Source organism: Streptomyces capoamus, from assembly GCF_014654935.1.
Classification (GTDB): Bacteria; Actinomycetota; Actinomycetes; order Streptomycetales; family Streptomycetaceae; genus Streptomyces; species Streptomyces capoamus.
Map to the genome: position 1 here is coordinate 304,273 of NZ_BNBF01000006.1, position 16,619 is coordinate 320,891.

A 16,619-nucleotide genomic window follows, 5' to 3' on the forward strand; every position below is an offset into this window, starting at 1 on the left:
CCCGTCCCGGGCCCCGCGCGGAACTCCGGCCGCCGCCGGTGACCGGTGCGGGCCCCGACCCGGCAGGTGAGCCGGTCCCGAAGACAGGTGCCGCCCCCGGCGACCGGGTGGGCCGGTCCGTGGCCTACAGCCAGGCCGCGAACTCCAGCAGCAGCTCCGCGTCCTTCTCCCGGCCGACCCGCCGGGCGCGCACCCCGGACTCCACCGCCCGGAACAGCGTCCAGCCGCGCAGCCGTTCCTGGTCCACCTCCAGCGACTCGGCGAGCCGCTTGATCCGCCGCCGGGTGGTGGCCGGCCCGGACGGCGTCGCGATGAGGTCCTCCACCCGGTCCCGGACCAGCCGGGCCAGATCGAAGGCGCTCTCGCCGACCACCGGGTCCGGGCCCACCGCCAGCCAGGGCATCCGGTCCCCGGCCAGTACCTTGCTCTGCCGGAAGGTGCCGTGCAGCAGCAACTGCTCCGGCGGCGCGGCCAGCAGCTCCTCGCGGGCCGCCAGCGCCGACTCCACCAGGGGCGCCGCCTCCGGGTCGGCCCCGGCGCCCGCCCGCATCGCCACCGCCTGCCGTCCGGTGCGCTCGGCGACGGTCTCGAAGGCGTACCCGGCTGGCGGTTCGACCCACAGCCGGCGCAGCGTCCCGGCCGCCTCCAGCAGGGCCTTGGCCTCCGGCAGCGACCGGACCGACACGTCCGGGTGCAGCCGCTCCAGCAGCAGCGCCCCGTCCTGCGCCCCGGTCTCCAGCAGCTGTACGGCGCCCAGCCCGCCCCAGTGCGCCAGCGCCGCCCGCTCGCCCTCCGGCCGGGCCCGCGGCGGCGCCAGCTTCAGTACGGCCGGGGTGCCGTCGGCCTGCCGCACCAGCACGACCAGGCTGCTGCGCCCGCCGGGCACCTGCACCCGCTCGACCGACAACTCGCGCCGGGCGACGGCCCGCTCGGCCGCCGCGGGCAGCCGCGCCAGCCAGTCGTCCCCGGCCGGTGCGGTCTCACCGAGCGCCCGCACCAGGCGCTGCGGTGCTTCGAAAGCCATGCGCGAGTCGTTCCCTTCCTGTCGCGTCCTGCGGCGTCTGCCGCGCCCTGCCGGGACTGCTCCGGGGCCGTCCCCGCGGCGGAGTCGCCCGGCCGGTGGCTAGGGCGTCGTGGGCGTGGGCGTCGCGGGCGAGGGCGTCGTACCGGCCACGCCCGTCCGCCCGTCCGACCGTTCGGCGAGCCCAGGGAAGGCTACGCCCTCCCCGCTCCAGCGCACCGCCCGCACCGCGGCCTCCCGCAGTGCCCCGGCCGCGTCGGCCCGCCGCGCGCCGGTGGCCGCCCGCACCAGGTCGGAGTACGCCCCGGCCAGCCGTTCCTCCAGCCGCGCGGCCAGTCGTACCGCCGCCGTCCCGTCCTGGACCGGGAACGGCAGCGCGTACCCGGCGTCCGCGGCGACCGGGCTGCCGCCCAGGTCGCGCACGGCGCGCACCAGCGCGTCCCGGCGTGCGCGGTGCGCGTCGTAGGCGGCCCGTGCCTCGCTCCGCCGCCGCTCCTCGACGCGTCCGCCGACGACGCCGTACCCGTACACCGCCGCGTGCTCCGCCGCCAGCGCCGCCTGCAGCGCGGTCAGCTCCGTCCCGTCGCTCACCTGGCTCCCTCCGTCAGCAGGTACGCGTGCGCGGCCCCGGCGGCCGCGACCGACGCCAGCAGCCGCGCCAGCTCGCCCGGCACCTTCAGCAGCTCCCCGGCCCGCCGGTCGGCGAGGGCCCGCTCGGCGCCGGCCAGCCCCGCGACGGCCTCCTTCTCACCGGCCGGCACGGCGACGGCGGACGCGGACGCCGTGCCCGTGCCGGAGGCCGTGGCCGTGGCGGACGCCGTGGCCGTGGTGCCCTCCTCGAAGGCCGCCGCGTGCGCCGCGACCTGCGCCCGCAGCGGGCGCAGCCGCTCCGCCAGCCCCGGGTGCGCGGCGAGCACCGCGTCGTAGTGCCCGAGCAGCCCCCGGCTGTCCCGGGCCGCACGCGCGCGTGCCCGGGCGGCGGCCGACGGACCCGTGCCGCCGTCGTCGGACCCGGCCGAGCAGCCCGTGAGGAGGGCGGCCCCGGCGGCCGAGGCGAGCAGGGATCTTCTGCGCGGTCCCGGGGGGATGCGCGACGAAGGGGGGTACGGCACGGCGACGTCCTCGGGGGCTCGTACGAACACACGGGCGGGACCCGGCCCGCCGGTGATCACGGTACCCGCGCGCCCCCTCGCTTCACGTCACCGGCTCACACACCCCTGGAGGGGACAGCAACACCCTCCGCGACCGGATACCCTTTGACCAGACGCGCGACCCATCCCACAACAGCACACGCGGCCGAGGAGTCACCCGGATGAGCACCACCCAGAGCGAGAGGCTGCGAGAGCTGCTCGAACCGCTCGTCACCTCCCAGGGGCTGGATCTCGAAGAGATCGCCGTGGACTCCGTCGGACGCAAGCGGGTGCTGCGCGTGGTCGTCGACTCCGACTCCGGAGCCGATCTGGACGCCATCGCCGATGTGAGCCGTGCGCTCTCGGCGAAGCTCGACGAGACCGACGCGATGGGTGACGCCGCCTACGACCTGGAGGTCGGAACCCCCGGCGCGGAGCGCCTTCTCACCGAGCACCGGCACTTCGTGCGCGCGACCGGCCGGCTCGTGAAGTTCCAGCTCGCCGAGGGCGGCGAGGGCGGCGAGCTGGTCGCCCGGATCGTCGAGGCCGACGACGAGGGCATCGACGTCGAGGTGCCCGGAGTCAAGGGCCGCAAGGCCACGACCCGCAGGCTCGGCTTCTCCGAGATCGCCAGGGCGCGCGTGCAGGTCGAGTTCAACCGCAAGGACGTCAAGGACGTCCAGGACGACAAGGTCGAGAAGGACCTGAAGGAAGAGGAGGAGGCGTAGCCGTGGACATCGACATGAGCGCCCTGCGGGGCTTGGTTCGGGAGAAGGAGATTTCCTTCGACCTGCTGGTCGAGGCGATCGAGTCGGCCCTCCTCATCGCGTACCACCGCACCGAGGGAAGCCGCCGGCACGCGCGCGTGGAGCTCAACCGGGAGACCGGGCATGTGACCGTGTGGGCGAAGGAGGACCCCGAGGACCTCGCCGAGGGGCAGGAGCCCCGCGAGTTCGACGACACCCCGTCCGGCTTCGGCCGTATCGCCGCGACCACCGCCAAGCAGGTGATCCTGCAGCGGCTGCGCGACGCCGAGGACGACGCGACGCTCGGCGAGTACGCCGGCCGCGAGGGCGACATCGTCACCGGTGTGGTCCAGCAGGGCCGCGACCCGAAGAACGTGCTGGTGGACATCGGCAAGCTGGAGGCCATCCTGCCGGTGCAGGAGCAGGTCCCCGGGGAGACCTACCCGCACGGCATGCGCCTGCGGTCGTACGTCGTCCGGGTGGCCAAGGGTGTTCGCGGCCCGTCCGTGACGCTCTCCCGGACGCACCCGAACCTGGTGAAGAAGCTCTTCGCCCTGGAGGTGCCCGAGATCGCCGACGGCTCGGTCGAGATCGCCGCGATCGCCCGTGAGGCCGGTCACCGCACCAAGATCGCCGTACGGTCCACCCGTTCGGGCCTGAACGCCAAGGGCGCCTGCATCGGCCCCATGGGCGGCCGGGTGCGCAACGTGATGGGCGAGCTGAACGGCGAGAAGATCGACATCGTCGACTGGTCGGACGACCCGGCCGAGATGGTGGCGAACGCCCTGTCACCCGCTCGGGTGAGCAAGGTGGAGGTCGTGGACATGGCCGCCCGCTCCGCGCGGGTGACCGTGCCGGACTACCAGCTGTCGCTGGCGATCGGCAAGGAGGGCCAGAACGCCCGTCTCGCCGCCCGCCTCACCGGCTGGCGGATCGACATCCGGCCCGACACCGAGCAGGCCGGGGAGTAGAAGCGGGCGCCGGGGAATAGATCCAAGCCGACCGGCGTTGAGATCACGACAACGACCGTTCGATTCTTGCCCCAAAGGGGTGAGGTCGGTACGGGGAGGTAGACTTAGCTGTGTCTGGCCGGACGCCCACCCGAGTACGCCCGGAACGCACCTGTCTGGGGTGCCGGGAGCGAGCGGCCAAGACCGATCTCCTGCGGATCGTGAAGAGCGGGGACGCGTGCGTCCCCGATCCTCGCGGTACGCTGCCCGGCCGGGGTGCGTATGTGCACCCCGCCCTGGTCTGTCTCGACCAGGCGGTACGCCGCCGGGCGTTCCCGCGGGCACTGCGCGTCCCGGGACCGCTCGACACAAAGGCGTTGCGCCGATACGTCGAGCAGACAACAGTTGCCGAGCAGGCAACGCCGTAAGACGAGCCGTACGGAACCCCGTGCGGCCTGGTACCTCGCGAGTCGAAAGCAGGTCGAGATTGCGATGAGCACTCGATGAGTACGCGATGAGTACGCCCATGAACTAGCGACGGTCCGGCTTCACCCGGACCTCAAAGGAGCGAAGTGGCTAAGGTCCGGGTATACGAACTCGCCAAGGAGTTCGGTGTCGAGAGCAAGGCCGTCATGGCCAAGCTCCAGGAACTCGGTGAATTCGTCCGTTCGGCGTCTTCGACCATCGAAGCGCCGGTTGTACGCAAGCTGACCGACGCCTTCCAGGGCGGTGGCAACGGCAAGTCCGCCGGCAAGCCCGCCCCCCGCAAGGCCGCCCCCAAGCCCGCCGCGCCCGCCCCGGCGCAGGCGGCACGTCCGGCTGCCCCGGCCCCCAGGCCGGCTGCCCCCAAGCCCCCGACGGCGCCCGCTGCCCAGCAGCCGGCCGCCCCGTCGGCCCCCTCGGCGCCCGCGCCGGCCGCTTCCGGCCCGCGTCCGGTGCCGGGTCCCAAGCCCGCGCCGCGCCCGGCCCCGGCCGCCCCGGAGTTCACCGCTCCGCCGGCCGCCCCGGCCGCGCAGACCCCGCAGACCCCGCAGGCTCCGGCCGCCCAGGGTCCGCGTCCCGGCGCCCGTCCCGGTGCCCCGAAGCCCGGTGGCCGTCCGGCCGCCGGTGGCCAGGGCCAGTCCGGCCGTCCGGGCCAGGGCGCTGCGCGCCCCGGTGGCCAGGGTGCCCGTCCGGGCGCCCGTCCGGCCGGTCCGCGCCCGGGCAACAACCCCTTCACCTCCGGCGGCAACGCCGGCATGGCCCGCCCGCAGGCCCCGCGCCCGCAGGGCGGCCCGCGTCCCGGTCCCGGCGGTGCCCCCGGCGCCGGTCCCCGTCCGCAGGCGCCCGGCGCCCAGGGCGGCGGTCCGCGTCCGCAGGCTGCGGGCGGTCCCCGCCCGACCCCGGGCTCGATGCCGCGTCCGCAGGGCGGTCCCCGTCCCGGCGGCGGTCCCGGCGGCCCGCGTCCGAACCCCGGCATGATGCCGCAGCGTCCCGCTGCGGGCCCGCGTCCGGGCGGTGGCCCCGGCGGCCGTGGCCCCGGTGGCGGCGGCGGTCGTCCCGGTGGCGGCGGCGGTCGTCCCGGTGGCGGCGGCTTCGCCGGCCGTCCCGGTGGCGGTGGCGGCGGCTTCGCCGGCCGTCCTGCCGGTCCCGGTGGCGGTGGCGGCGGTTTCGCCGGCCGTCCGGGTGGTCCCGGCGGTGGCGGCGGTGGCCGTCCCGGCTTCGGCGGTCGTCCGGGTGGTCCCGGTGGTCGTGGTGGCACGCAGGGCGCCTTCGGCCGTCCCGGCGGTCCCGCGCGCCGTGGCCGCAAGTCGAAGCGGCAGAGGCGCCAGGAGTACGAGGCCATGCAGGCCCCGAGCGTCGGCGGCGTGATGCTGCCGCGCGGCAACGGTGAGGCCATCCGCCTCTCCCGCGGCGCGTCGCTCACCGACTTCGCGGAGAAGATCAACGCCAACCCGGCGTCGCTCGTCGCGGTCATGATGAACCTCGGCGAGATGGTCACGGCCACGCAGTCCGTCTCCGACGAGACGCTGCAGCTCCTCGCGGGCGAGATGAACTACACGGTTCAGATCGTCAGCCCCGAGGAGGAGGACCGTGAGCTGCTCGAGTCCTTCGACATCGAGTTCGGCGAGGACGAGGGCGACGAGGAGGACCTGGTGGTCCGCCCGCCGGTCGTCACCGTCATGGGTCACGTCGACCACGGCAAGACCCGACTGCTCGACGCGATCCGCAAGACGAACGTCATCGCGGGCGAGGCCGGCGGCATCACCCAGCACATCGGTGCCTACCAGGTCGCGACCGAGGTCAACGACGAAGAGCGCAAGATCACCTTCATCGACACCCCGGGTCACGAGGCGTTCACCGCCATGCGTGCCCGTGGTGCGAAGTCGACCGACATCGCGATCCTGGTCGTCGCGGCCAACGACGGCGTCATGCCGCAGACGGTCGAGGCGCTCAACCACGCCAAGGCGGCCGACGTGCCGATCGTGGTCGCGGTCAACAAGATCGACGTCGAGGGTGCCGACCCGACCAAGGTGCGCGGTCAGCTGACCGAGTACGGCCTGGTGGCCGAGGAGTACGGCGGCGACACCATGTTCGTCGACATCTCCGCCAAGCAGGGTCTGCACATCGACTCGCTGCTGGAGGCCGTGATCCTCACGGCCGACGCCTCGCTCGACCTGCGGGCCAACCCGCACCAGGACGCGCAGGGCATCTCGATCGAGTCCCGTCTCGACCGCGGCCGTGGTGCCGTGGCGACGGTCCTCGTCCAGCGAGGCACCCTGCGGGTCGGCGACACGATGGTCGTGGGCGACGCCTATGGCCGTGTGCGCGCCATGCTCGACGACAACGGCAACAACGTCGCCGAGGCCGGTCCCTCGACGCCGGTCCAGGTCCTGGGCCTGACCAACGTCCCGGGTGCGGGCGACAACTTCCTGGTGGTCGACGAGGACCGTACGGCCCGTCAGATCGCCGAGAAGCGCGCCGCCCGCGAGCGCAACGCGGCCTTCGCCAAGCGCACGCGCCGTGTCTCGCTGGAGGACCTGGACAAGGTGCTCAAGGCCGGCGAGGTCCAGCAGCTGAACCTGATCATCAAGGGTGACGCTTCTGGTTCCGTCGAGGCCCTGGAGTCCTCCCTGCTCCAGCTGGACGTCGGCGAAGAGGTCGACATCCGCGTCCTGCACCGCGGTGTCGGTGCGGTCACGGAGTCCGACATCGACCTGGCGATGGGCTCCGACGCCATCGTGATCGGCTTCAACGTCCGCGCGGCCGGCCGCGCGGCGCAGATGGCCGAGCGCGAGGGTGTGGACGTCCGGTACTACTCGGTCATCTACCAGGCGATCGAGGAGATCGAGGCGGCCCTCAAGGGCATGCTCAAGCCGGAGTACGAGGAGGTCGAGCTCGGTACGGCGGAGATCCGCGAGGTCTTCAAGTCGTCCAAGCTGGGCAACATCGCCGGTGTCCTGGTCCGGTCGGGCGAGGTCAAGCGCAACACCAAGGCGCGCCTCATCCGCGACGGCAAGGTGGTCGCGGAGAACCTCACCATCTCCGGTCTGCGTCGCTTCAAGGACGACGTCACCGAGATCCGCGAAGGGTTCGAGGGCGGTATCAACCTCGGCAACTTCAACGACATCAAGGTCGACGACGTCATCGCGACGTACGAGATGCGCGAGAAGCCGCGGTCGTAACACGACCGACGGTGACAGGGCTGGCCGGCGGCACGCACGTGCCGCCGGCCAGCCCGGCCGTTCCCGGGGCTCCGGCCCCGGGCGCGGCCGCGGCCCACGGTGCCGAAACCCTGTCGAGTCACCGGCGGGTACGCGGTACCGTTCTTGATGTCCCCGGCCACACGGACCCGGGGCCATCGATCCCGTACCGGCGGGTGAACCGGTTACACACATGTACGTGGGGACTCTGTCCTTCGACCTCCTCCTCGGCGACGTCCACTCGCTGAAGGAGAAGCGCTCCGTCGTCCGCCCGATCGTCGCCGAACTCCAGCGGAAGTACGCCGTGAGCGCGGCCGAGGTGGACCACATGGACCTCCACCGGCGAACGATCATCGGCCTCGCCATGGTCTCCGGCGACCCGGCGCACGTCACGGACGTACTGGACCGGTGCGAACGGCTGGTCGCCGGCCGCCCCGAGGTGGAACTGCTGTCCGTGCGACGGCGCTTCCACGGCGACGACGACTGACCACGAAACGCAAGCAAGAAGAAAGAACGGGAGACGGACCAGTGGCCGACAACGCGCGGGCTAAAAGGCTGGCGGACCTCATCCGGGAGGTGGTGGCCCAGAAGCTGCAGCGCGGGATCAAGGACCCGCGGCTCGGCTCACACGTCACCATCACGGACACCCGGGTCACGGGTGACCTGCGGGAGGCGACCGTCTTCTACACGGTCTACGGCGACGACGAGGAGCGGCAGGCCGCGGCGGCGGGCCTGGAGAGCGCCAAGGGCGTCCTCCGCTCGGCCGTGGGAGCGGCGGCGGGTGTGAAGTTCACCCCCACCCTCACCTTCGTGGCCGACGCCCTGCCGGACACCGCCCGGACCATCGAGGACCTCCTCGACAGGGCGCGCCAGTCCGACGAGAAGGTGCGCGAGGTGTCCGCGGGCGCCAAGTACGCCGGCGAGGCGGACCCGTACCGCAAGCCGGGCGACGAAGACGACGAGACGGACGACGCCGCCGAATGACCAGCAAGCCCACCCCGCCCGACGGCCTCGTCATCGTCGACAAGCCGTCGGGCTTCACCTCGCACGACGTGGTCGCCAAGATGCGCGGGATCGCCCGGACCCGCCGCGTCGGCCACGCCGGCACCCTCGATCCCATGGCGACCGGCGTCCTGGTCCTCGGGGTCGAACGCGCCACCAAGCTCCTCGGGCACCTCGCGCTCACCGAGAAGGAGTACCTGGGCACCGTCCGCCTGGGCCATAACACCCTCACCGACGACGCCGAGGGCGAGATCACCTCGTCCACCGACGCCTCGAAGGTGACCCGGGACGCCATCGACGAAGGCATCGCCAAGCTCACCGGCGACATCATGCAGGTGCCGTCCAAGGTCAGCGCCATCAAGATCGACGGCGTGCGCTCGTACAAGCGGGCCCGGGACGGCGAGGACTTCGAGATCCCCGCCCGCCCGGTGACCATCTCCTCCTTCACGGTGTACGACGTCCGGGACGCGGTCGCCGAGGACGGCACGCCCGTGCTCGACCTGGTCGTGTCGGTGGTCTGCTCCTCCGGCACCTACATCCGCGCCCTCGCCCGCGACCTCGGCGCCGGCCTCGGCGTCGGCGGCCACCTCACCGCGCTGCGCCGCACGCGCGTGGGACCGTACAAGCTGGACGCGGCCAAGACGCTGGACCAGCTCCAGCAGGAGCTGACCGTGATGCCGATCGCCGAGGCCGCCACCGCCGCGTTCCCGCGCTGGGACGTCGACGGCAAGCGGGCCCGGCTGCTGCTGAACGGCGTCCGGCTGGAGATCCCCGACGAGTACGCGGGCGCCGGTGCGGTGGCCGTGTTCGACCCCGAGGGCCGTTTCCTGGCGCTGGTCGAGGAGCACCGGGGCAAGGCCAAGAGCCTGGCCGTCTTCGGCTGACCCCGGCCCGGCGGCCCGGGCCGGTCCTGCCGCGGGCGCCGACGCCGGCTGATCCTGCCGTGGAGCGGCGGCCGGCCACCGGTCGTGTCCTTGCCGCCGCTCCACGGTCCCCCCTCGGTTCCCCCACCCCTAGGGTTATCCAGCGGCCCCCGCCGATTCACCCGACCGGGCAGGCGCTCGGAGTGAACGGGGGGAGCGGAAGGGGGCGCGTTCACCGCACGATCTGTCCCGTCGATCATCACCCGCCTACCGTCGGGGACAGGTCACGGGGACAGCGGGCGGGGAGGTATGGCCATGGCGGAACGGGGCCCGCGCACCGGAGGCGGGCGCCGGGAGCAGGAACGGGCGTGCGGGGAGCAGCCGTCCGGGCAGTGCACGCACGGGTACGGGGACGGCGCGGCCGACGGACTGGGCGCGGACCGGGGAGTGCGGGCCGCAGCCGGCGGTGCCGACGCCGACACCGCCCTGGTCCGGATCCGGGACCTGGCCGGGCGCCCGCGCGGGTACGGCTTCCTCGCCGACCACCAGGGCACCCTGCTCACCAGCCACGAGACCGTCGACGGCCTGCCCCGGCTGGTGCTGCACGCCCCCGGGGACCGCACCTGCGTGGTCACCACCGACGCGGTCACCCCGCTGCCCGCCCTCAACCTTGCCCTGGTGCGCACCGAGGGCCTCGGCGTGGACCCGCTGCCGCTGACCGTGCGGGAGCGGATCGCCGCCGGCACCTACGTCCAGGTCGCCGCCGGCTGCTGGCGGGAGGCACGGGTGCTGGCCGCCACCGAGGTCTCCTACACCGCCACCGACGGCTTCCACCTGCTGGACGACGTGCTGGAGCTGGCCATCGGCACGGCCGGCCGGGACGCGCTCCGGCTCGGCGGCGGCGCGGCCGGGGGACCGGTGCTGGACGCCCGCACCGGCGCCGTCCTCGGCGTCCTCGGCACCGCCCTGCGCACCGCCGAGCGCGACGCGGGCTTCGCGGTACCGCTGCGGCCCGCCGACGGCGCCCTCGCCGACGTCCTCGCCCGCAACGCGGCCACCGTCCCCGCCTACGGCGCCGACCTCAACCTCGCCGGCATCCTCCAGCTGACCACCACCTCGGTCGTCCAGGACGGACCCCCGGACACCCTCAGCGGCCACCCGTACGCCGTCGAGCCGCTCGAACGCACCGGTGTCCTCAGCGAGTTGACCGCCTTCACCACCGGCGACCGGGCCGTGCTCGGGCTGGTGGGCGACCCCGGCAGCGGCCGTACGACGGAACTCGCGGCGCTCGCCGCCCGCCGCGCCCGGGGCGAGCGGCCCGCCCCCACGCTGTGGCTGCGCGGCGCCGACCTGGAGGAGACCGACGGCTCGGTGGCCGACGCCGCCCGGCGCGCCCTGGAGCGCGCCGCCCGGATCGTCGCCGCCGCCCGCCGGGTGCGGCCCGAGGACCTCGGCGACATCGGCCCGGAGCACCTGGCCCACCGCGCCGCCCGGGCCGGCCGCCCGCTCCTGCTCCTCCTCGACGGCCCCGAGGAGATGCCCCCCGTCCTCGCCCACCGCCTGCCCGCCTGGGCCCGGGGCACGGCGGACTGGCTGCGCGAGACGGGGGCACGCCTGGTGGTGGCCTGCCGCGAGGAACACTGGGAACACACCGGCAACGCGTTCCCCGCAGACCTCCTCCATCCGCCGACGCCCACGGCCACCGCCGACCCGGTGCCCGACGCCTCCGGGCCGGGGGCCGACGCCTCTGGTCCGGTGGCCGGTGCTTTTGTGCCGGGGGCCGGCGCCGGCGGTCCGGTGGGCGGCGCTGGTGGTCCGGTGCTCGGCATTGGCGGTCCGGTGGCCGGTGCTCACGGCCCGGCGGCCGGTGATTCCCTCCCGGTGGCGGACACCCCGGTCCCGGCGGCTGGTGTTGCTGTCCCGGTGGTGGCCGACCCCTCCGCCCCGCTGGCCGACGCCCCAGTCCCGGTTGAGGACGCCGGCTGGAGCGCCTGGGCCGGGACGCGCGCGCCGACCGGCCCCTGTGCCCCGGCCGCCGGGGACCCGTCGGCCGGCCTCTCCCCAGCACCCCCCGGCGCGCCGGGGCACCAAGGGCGGCCGCACCGCGCTGCGGCGGAGCCGTCCCCCGCTGCGCCGGAGCCGTCCCCCGCTCCGGCGGACCCGCCCCGCGCGCCCGCGGACCCGCTTCCGACCTGCGTCCGGCTCGGTGACTTCACCGGTGAGGAGGCCCGGCGGGCGCGGGCCCGGTACGGGATTCCGGACGGGATGCTCGCCGAGCGGGACGCGGGGCACCCGCTGGCGCTGCGGCTGCTGGCCGAGGTCCGGGCCGCCGTACCCGACGCGCCGCCGGCGGGACCCGTCGACCGGGACGACGTGTTCGCGGCCCACCTCGACCTGATGTGCCTGCGCGTCGCGGTCCGCCTTGCCGCGGCCGCCGGCCTGCGCGGTACGGCCGTACGCCGGCTGGCGGCACGGGTGGCCGGGCAGGTGCACGAGGCCGCCCGGCGCAGCCTCGGCGCGGACCAGGGCGAGCTGGACCGGGAGTCGTTCGAGGAACTGTTCCCGTGGGGACCCGCCCCGGCCCGGCTCGGCGGCGGTACCGGCTGGGCCTCCGCCGTCCTCACCGAAGGCCTCCTGGTGCCGGCCGGCGACGGCTACCGCTTCGCCCACGAGGAGCTGGCCGACTGGATCCAGGGCACGCACCTGGACCTGGACGAGGCCCTGCGCGTCCTGGTGCACCACCCCGCCGAGCCGTCCGGCAGCGGCTGCCCGGTCCCGGTGCCGCACCACCGCGTCGGCCCGGTCGTCCAGGCCCTGCTGCTGCTGGGCCGCCAGCAGGGCCCCCGGCAACTGGCCGGACGGCTGCTGGAGTTGGTCGAGGCGCTGGACCGCGACAGCGGCTCCTGGTGGGCCGCCCGGCTGCTCGCCCGGACCCTGCGGCAGGTCCCGGACGGCACGCCGTACACCGAGGTGCTGCGCCTGCTCGCCGACCGTGTCGTCGCCTGGCGTCACGCCGGGCGGACGGTACCGGCCGACCTCCGTCCCGCCTTCTGGACCGCGCTGCCCGTCCCCGACGCCGAGCGCCTGGACCTGCTGCGCCGCCTCGTACTGGCCGATCCGGCACCCCCCGTGGCCGAAGACCGCCACCTGGACGCCGTGGCCGGGCTGCTCGCCGCCGCCCCCGCCGTCGTACGGCCCCTGCTCACCCGCTGGTTCGCCGACGAACGGCCGCTGCCCGCGACCCCGCACGCCACCGTGGCCACTGCCGCCCAGGCGCTGCTGCACACCCACCGGCACGCCGCCCCGGACGATCTCACCGAGGTGCTGGTCGCCTGCGCCCACCGGCGAGCCGGCGAGCTGCTCGCCGTCCTCGCCGAGGACGAGCCGTCGGCCGTCTGCCGCGCGGTCGACCGCTGGGCGCACGACGAGCGGCCCGCCCGCCGGGTGGCGGCGGTGGCGTACGGGCTGCGCGCCGCCCCGCACGTCCGCTCGGCCGCCGACCGCGAGCTACTGCGCCGGGCGGCCCTCGCCCTGCTCGCCCGCCCCGCCGACCGCACCCTGCACGGCGGCGCCCTGGCCCTGCTGGTCCGCGACCCGCACACCCGCGACCGGTACCTGGCCGCCGCGCTGCGGCACTTCGCCGAGGGCGACCCGCAGTTCCCGCCGGGCGTCCTGGCCCCGGCCCTGGCCACGCACCCGGAACCGGTCCTGGAGGCCTTCCGTGCCCGGCTGGGGGCTCCCGACGCCGGCGGTGCGGGGACCAGGGCGGTGCTGGACGGCCTCGCCGAGGTCACCACCCCGTCCCTCGCCCCCCGGATCGCCGCCCTGCTGCGAGGTGCGGTGCGACTGCGCCCGGACATCGCCGGACACGTCGCGGACCACCTCGACCACCGTCTCGAACAGGGCCCCACCGCCCGCCCGGTCCTGCTGCCCCTCGTCACCGGCCTCCTCGACGGCGGTCCGGAGCAGCTCCGCGCGGCCCTCGCCACCGTCCTCGCCGCCCCCGGTACGCCCGTCTCCCGCCCGCTCCGCCGGGAGCTGCTGGAGTTCCTGCTGGCACGGGAGCGGGACCCGGCCGTCCTGGACGCGGTCCTGCACGCGGCGGTGAAACCCCGGCGCGGCTGCCGCGGCTGCGAGGCCGAGGTCCGCGGCCTCGTCCACCGCACCGGCCTGCTCCTCGTCCGCACACCCGAGGGCGCCACCCGGTTCGACCGCGGCCTGGTCGAGCTGGGCCGGCACGTGCCCGGCTTCGCCGCCCGCATGGCCCGCTGGCTGACGGACGCCCCGGACGACTGGGCCGCCGTGGTCGGCCCCAGCACCCGCCGCATGATCGAGAACCTGGCGGGCGTCCGCGTACCGGCCTGAGCCCCGCCGGAACGTGCGCCCCGTCACAGTCCCCATGCCGATGCCGGTGCCGGTGCGGCGCATCCGGCATGGCACCCTTAGACCTGCACAACGAGGTCAGGACAGACACGGACGAGGGTTCGAGGAGCGGTCACAGTGCAGCGCTGGCGTGGCTTGGAGGACATCCCCGAGGACTGGGGGCGCAGCGTCGTCACCATCGGTTCCTACGACGGCGTCCACCGCGGCCACCAGCTGATCATCAAGCACGCCGTCGACCGCGCCCGTGAACTGGGCGTCCCGGCCGTCGTCGTCACCTTCGACCCGCACCCCAGCGAGGTCGTCCGCCCCGGCAGCCACCCGCCGCTGCTCGCCCCGCACCACCGCCGTGCCGAACTGATGGCCGGGCTGGGCGTCGACGCGGTCCTGATCCTGCCCTTCACCACCGAGTTCTCCAAGCTGTCGCCCGCCGACTTCGTGGTGAAGGTCCTGGTGGACAAGCTGCACGCCAAGGCGGTCGTGGAGGGCCCGAACTTCCGCTTCGGCCACAAGGCCGCCGGGAACGTCGAGTTCCTCGCCGAGCAGGGCAAGGTGTACGACTTCGAGGTCGAGGTCGTCGACCTGTACGTCACCGGTGAGGCGGGCGGCGGCGAGCCCTTCTCCTCCACGCTGACGCGCCGCCTGGTGGCCGAGGGCGACGTCGCCGGCGCCCGCGAGATCCTGGGCCGCCCGCACCGGGTGGAGGGCGTCGTCGTCCGCGGTGCCCAGCGCGGCCGCGAGCTGGGCTTCCCGACCGCCAACGTCGAGACGCTCCCGCACACCGCCATCCCCGCCGACGGCGTGTACGCGGGCTATCTGCACGCCCAGGGCGAGGCCATGCCGGCCGCCATCTCGGTCGGCACGAACCCGCAGTTCGACGGCACCGAGCGCACGGTGGAGGCGTACGCGATCGACCGCGTCGGCCTCGACCTGTACGGCCTGCACGTCGCCGTCGACTTCCTCGCCTACGTGCGCGGCCAGGCGAAGTTCGACACGCTGGAGGACCTGCTGGAGCAGATGGCCGCGGACGTGCGGCGGTGCCGGGAGATCGTGGCGGCGCAGGGCTGAGTCCCGCCGCAGCGCGAAGGGCGGCCGGTGCGGTGAGCACCGGCCGCCCTTCGCCGTTTCCGTGGCCCTACTGCTGCGGCGGCTGCGGGGCCTGCGGGGGCTGCTGACCCGGCTGCGGCTGCGGCTGCGGCTGCGGCTGCGGCTGCGGCTGTTGCTGGGCCTGAGGCTGCGGCTGGCCGGGCTGGGGGTAGCCGGGCTGCTGCGCCTGCGGGTACGGCTGCTGCGCCCCGGGATACGGCTGCTGCGGCGGATACGGCTGCTGCCCCGGGGCGTACGGCTGACCTGCGCCCTGCGGATACGGCTGCCCCGGCGCCTGCGGGTAGGGCTGACCGGGTGCCTGCGGGTGGGGCTGCCCCGGCGCCTGGGGGTACGGCTGCCCCGGCGCCTGCGGATACGGCTCACCGGGTGCCTGCGGATACGGCTGCCCGGCGCCGTACGGCTGGCCCGGTACCGCCTGGCCCGGCATCGGCGGGGCGGCCACCGGTGGCGGGTTGCCGTCACTGGTCCACAGGCCGTGCGCCTGCTGGTGGCGGATGAAGTCCTCAGCGACCATCGCGGCGAGGTTGAAGTACGCCTCACGCGTCTTCGGCCGCATCATGTCGAGGTCGACCTCGGCACCGGCGGCCAGGTGCTCGTCGAAGGGCACGACGATGACCCCGCGGGTCCGGGTCTCGAAGTGCGACACGATGTCCTCGACCTTGATCATCTTGCCGGTCTCGCGGACCCCGGAGATGACGGTCAGGGACCGCGAGACCAGGTCGGCGTACCCGTGCGCGGACAGCCAGTCCAGCGTCGTACTGGCGCTGCTCGCGCCGTCCACGGACGGCGTGGAGATGATGATGAGCTGGTCGGCGAGGTCCAGCACCCCGCGCATGGCGCTGTACAGCAGGCCGGTGCCGGAGTCGGTCAGGATGACCGGGTACTGCCGGCCGAGCACGTCGATCGCGCGCCGGTAGTCATCGTCGTTGAACGTGGTCGAGACGGCCGGGTCCACGTCGTTGGCGATGATCTCCAGACCGGAGGGGGCCTGGGAGGTGAACCGCCGGATGTCCATGTACGAGTTGAGGTACGGGATGGCCTGGACGAGGTCACGGATGGTGGCCCCGGTCTCCCGGCGCACCCGCCGCCCGAGCGTACCGGCGTCCGGGTTGGCGTCGATGGCGAGGATCTTGTCCTGACGCTCGGTGGCGAGCGTGGAGCCGAGCGCGGTGGTCGTCGTGGTCTTGCCGACACCGCCCTTGAGGCTGATGACCGCGATCCGGTAGCAGGAGAGCACCGGCGTACGGATCAGCTCCAGCTTGCGCTGCCGCTCCGCCTCCTCCTTCTTGCCGCCGAGCTTGAAACGGCCGCCCGCCGCCGTGGGCCGCCCGCTCTTCGGCTTCTGCTTCTTGTTGTTGAGCAGCCGGTCCGCGGACAGCTCCACGGCGGCGGTGTAACCGAGCGGCGCGACACCGGGGTTGGTCGGCTGCCGCTGGTCGTGCTGCACGGGCTGCGGCCAGGCGGCACCGGAGCGCGGGTCGACCGGGGGCTGCGGTGCCTGCGGTGCCTGCGGTGTCTGCGGCGGTTGGGCGGCGCCCGGGGCGGCGGACTCCGGAGCCTGCGGGGACTGGGGGAAGCCGTAACCACCGTGCTGCGGCTGCGCGTTGGGCGCCCCCGGCGGCGGGAAACCGTAACCGCTCGGCGGGGTGGGGGCGCCGGGGGCCGGCTGCGGGGCCGACGCCTGAGGGAAACCGTAACCGCCGGGCTGCGCCGGGGGGTTGGGGGCACCGGCTTGCG

General features: G+C 74.7%; 13 protein-coding genes. 9 read left to right on the forward strand and 4 right to left on the reverse strand.

From position 1 onward, the window contains the following. Positions 1-124: 124 nt before the first annotated feature. The 3 genes from IE312_RS12825 to IE312_RS12835 all read right to left on the reverse strand — a co-directional run bounded on the left by IE312_RS12825 (position 125) and on the right by IE312_RS12835 (position 2,133). Positions 125-1,024: an aminoglycoside phosphotransferase family protein gene (locus IE312_RS12825; RefSeq protein ID WP_189981260.1), complete on the reverse strand. Its 900-nt coding sequence runs from the start codon at positions 1,022-1,024 to the stop codon at positions 125-127. A gap of 99 nt (positions 1,025-1,123) precedes the next feature. Continuing rightward, on the reverse strand, positions 1,124-1,612 hold the full coding sequence (locus IE312_RS12830; RefSeq protein ID WP_189981262.1) for a ferritin-like domain-containing protein: 489 nt from the start codon (positions 1,610-1,612) through the stop codon (positions 1,124-1,126). Beyond that, positions 1,609-2,133, reverse strand: a complete 525-nt coding sequence (locus IE312_RS12835; RefSeq protein WP_189981264.1) for a hypothetical protein — start codon at positions 2,131-2,133, stop codon at positions 1,609-1,611. The genes IE312_RS12830 and IE312_RS12835 overlap by 4 nt, the downstream gene beginning before the upstream one ends. A gap of 200 nt (positions 2,134-2,333) precedes the next feature. On the opposite strand from IE312_RS12835, the gene rimP reads away from it, so the two are divergent. From rimP to IE312_RS12880, 9 genes are all read left to right on the forward strand, one after another. Further along, complete coding sequence (gene rimP, locus IE312_RS12840) at positions 2,334-2,879, forward strand: ribosome maturation factor RimP (RefSeq protein WP_189981266.1); 546 nt, start codon at positions 2,334-2,336, stop codon at positions 2,877-2,879. Between the two features lie 2 nt (positions 2,880-2,881). Next, on the forward strand, positions 2,882-3,868 hold the full coding sequence (nusA, locus tag IE312_RS12845; RefSeq protein ID WP_103811098.1) for a transcription termination factor NusA: 987 nt from the start codon (positions 2,882-2,884) through the stop codon (positions 3,866-3,868). A 110-nt stretch (positions 3,869-3,978) separates the two neighbouring features. Beyond that, on the forward strand, positions 3,979-4,275 hold the full coding sequence (locus tag IE312_RS12850) for a YlxR family protein (RefSeq protein ID WP_189981268.1): 297 nt from the start codon (positions 3,979-3,981) through the stop codon (positions 4,273-4,275). A 144-nt stretch (positions 4,276-4,419) separates the two neighbouring features. Next, the gene (gene infB, locus IE312_RS12855) at positions 4,420-7,512 is read left to right on the forward strand and encodes a translation initiation factor IF-2 (protein WP_189981270.1); all 3,093 of its coding nucleotides are present in this window, start codon (positions 4,420-4,422) and stop codon (positions 7,510-7,512) included. A gap of 211 nt (positions 7,513-7,723) precedes the next feature. Then, complete coding sequence (locus tag IE312_RS12860) at positions 7,724-8,017, forward strand: DUF503 domain-containing protein (protein ID WP_189981271.1); 294 nt, start codon at positions 7,724-7,726, stop codon at positions 8,015-8,017. 41 nt (positions 8,018-8,058) lie between these two features. After that, positions 8,059-8,514: a 30S ribosome-binding factor RbfA gene (gene rbfA / locus IE312_RS12865; RefSeq protein ID WP_189981273.1), complete on the forward strand. Its 456-nt coding sequence runs from the start codon at positions 8,059-8,061 to the stop codon at positions 8,512-8,514. Next, complete coding sequence (gene truB, locus IE312_RS12870) at positions 8,511-9,416, forward strand: tRNA pseudouridine(55) synthase TruB (protein ID WP_189981275.1); 906 nt, start codon at positions 8,511-8,513, stop codon at positions 9,414-9,416. Before rbfA ends, truB begins: the two co-directional genes overlap by 4 nt. 294 nt (positions 9,417-9,710) lie before the next feature. Continuing rightward, positions 9,711-13,760, forward strand: coding sequence for a hypothetical protein (locus IE312_RS12875; protein ID WP_189981277.1), 4,050 nt, complete (start codon positions 9,711-9,713; stop codon positions 13,758-13,760). 135 nt (positions 13,761-13,895) lie between these two features. Beyond that, the gene (locus IE312_RS12880; protein ID WP_189981279.1) at positions 13,896-14,843 is read left to right on the forward strand and encodes a bifunctional riboflavin kinase/FAD synthetase; all 948 of its coding nucleotides are present in this window, start codon (positions 13,896-13,898) and stop codon (positions 14,841-14,843) included. A 67-nt stretch (positions 14,844-14,910) separates the two neighbouring features. Here IE312_RS12880 and IE312_RS39755 read toward each other — a convergent pair. Further along, a partial coding sequence (locus IE312_RS39755) for a MinD/ParA family ATP-binding protein (protein ID WP_229899621.1) occupies positions 14,911-16,619 on the reverse strand: 1,709 nt, incomplete at its 5' end.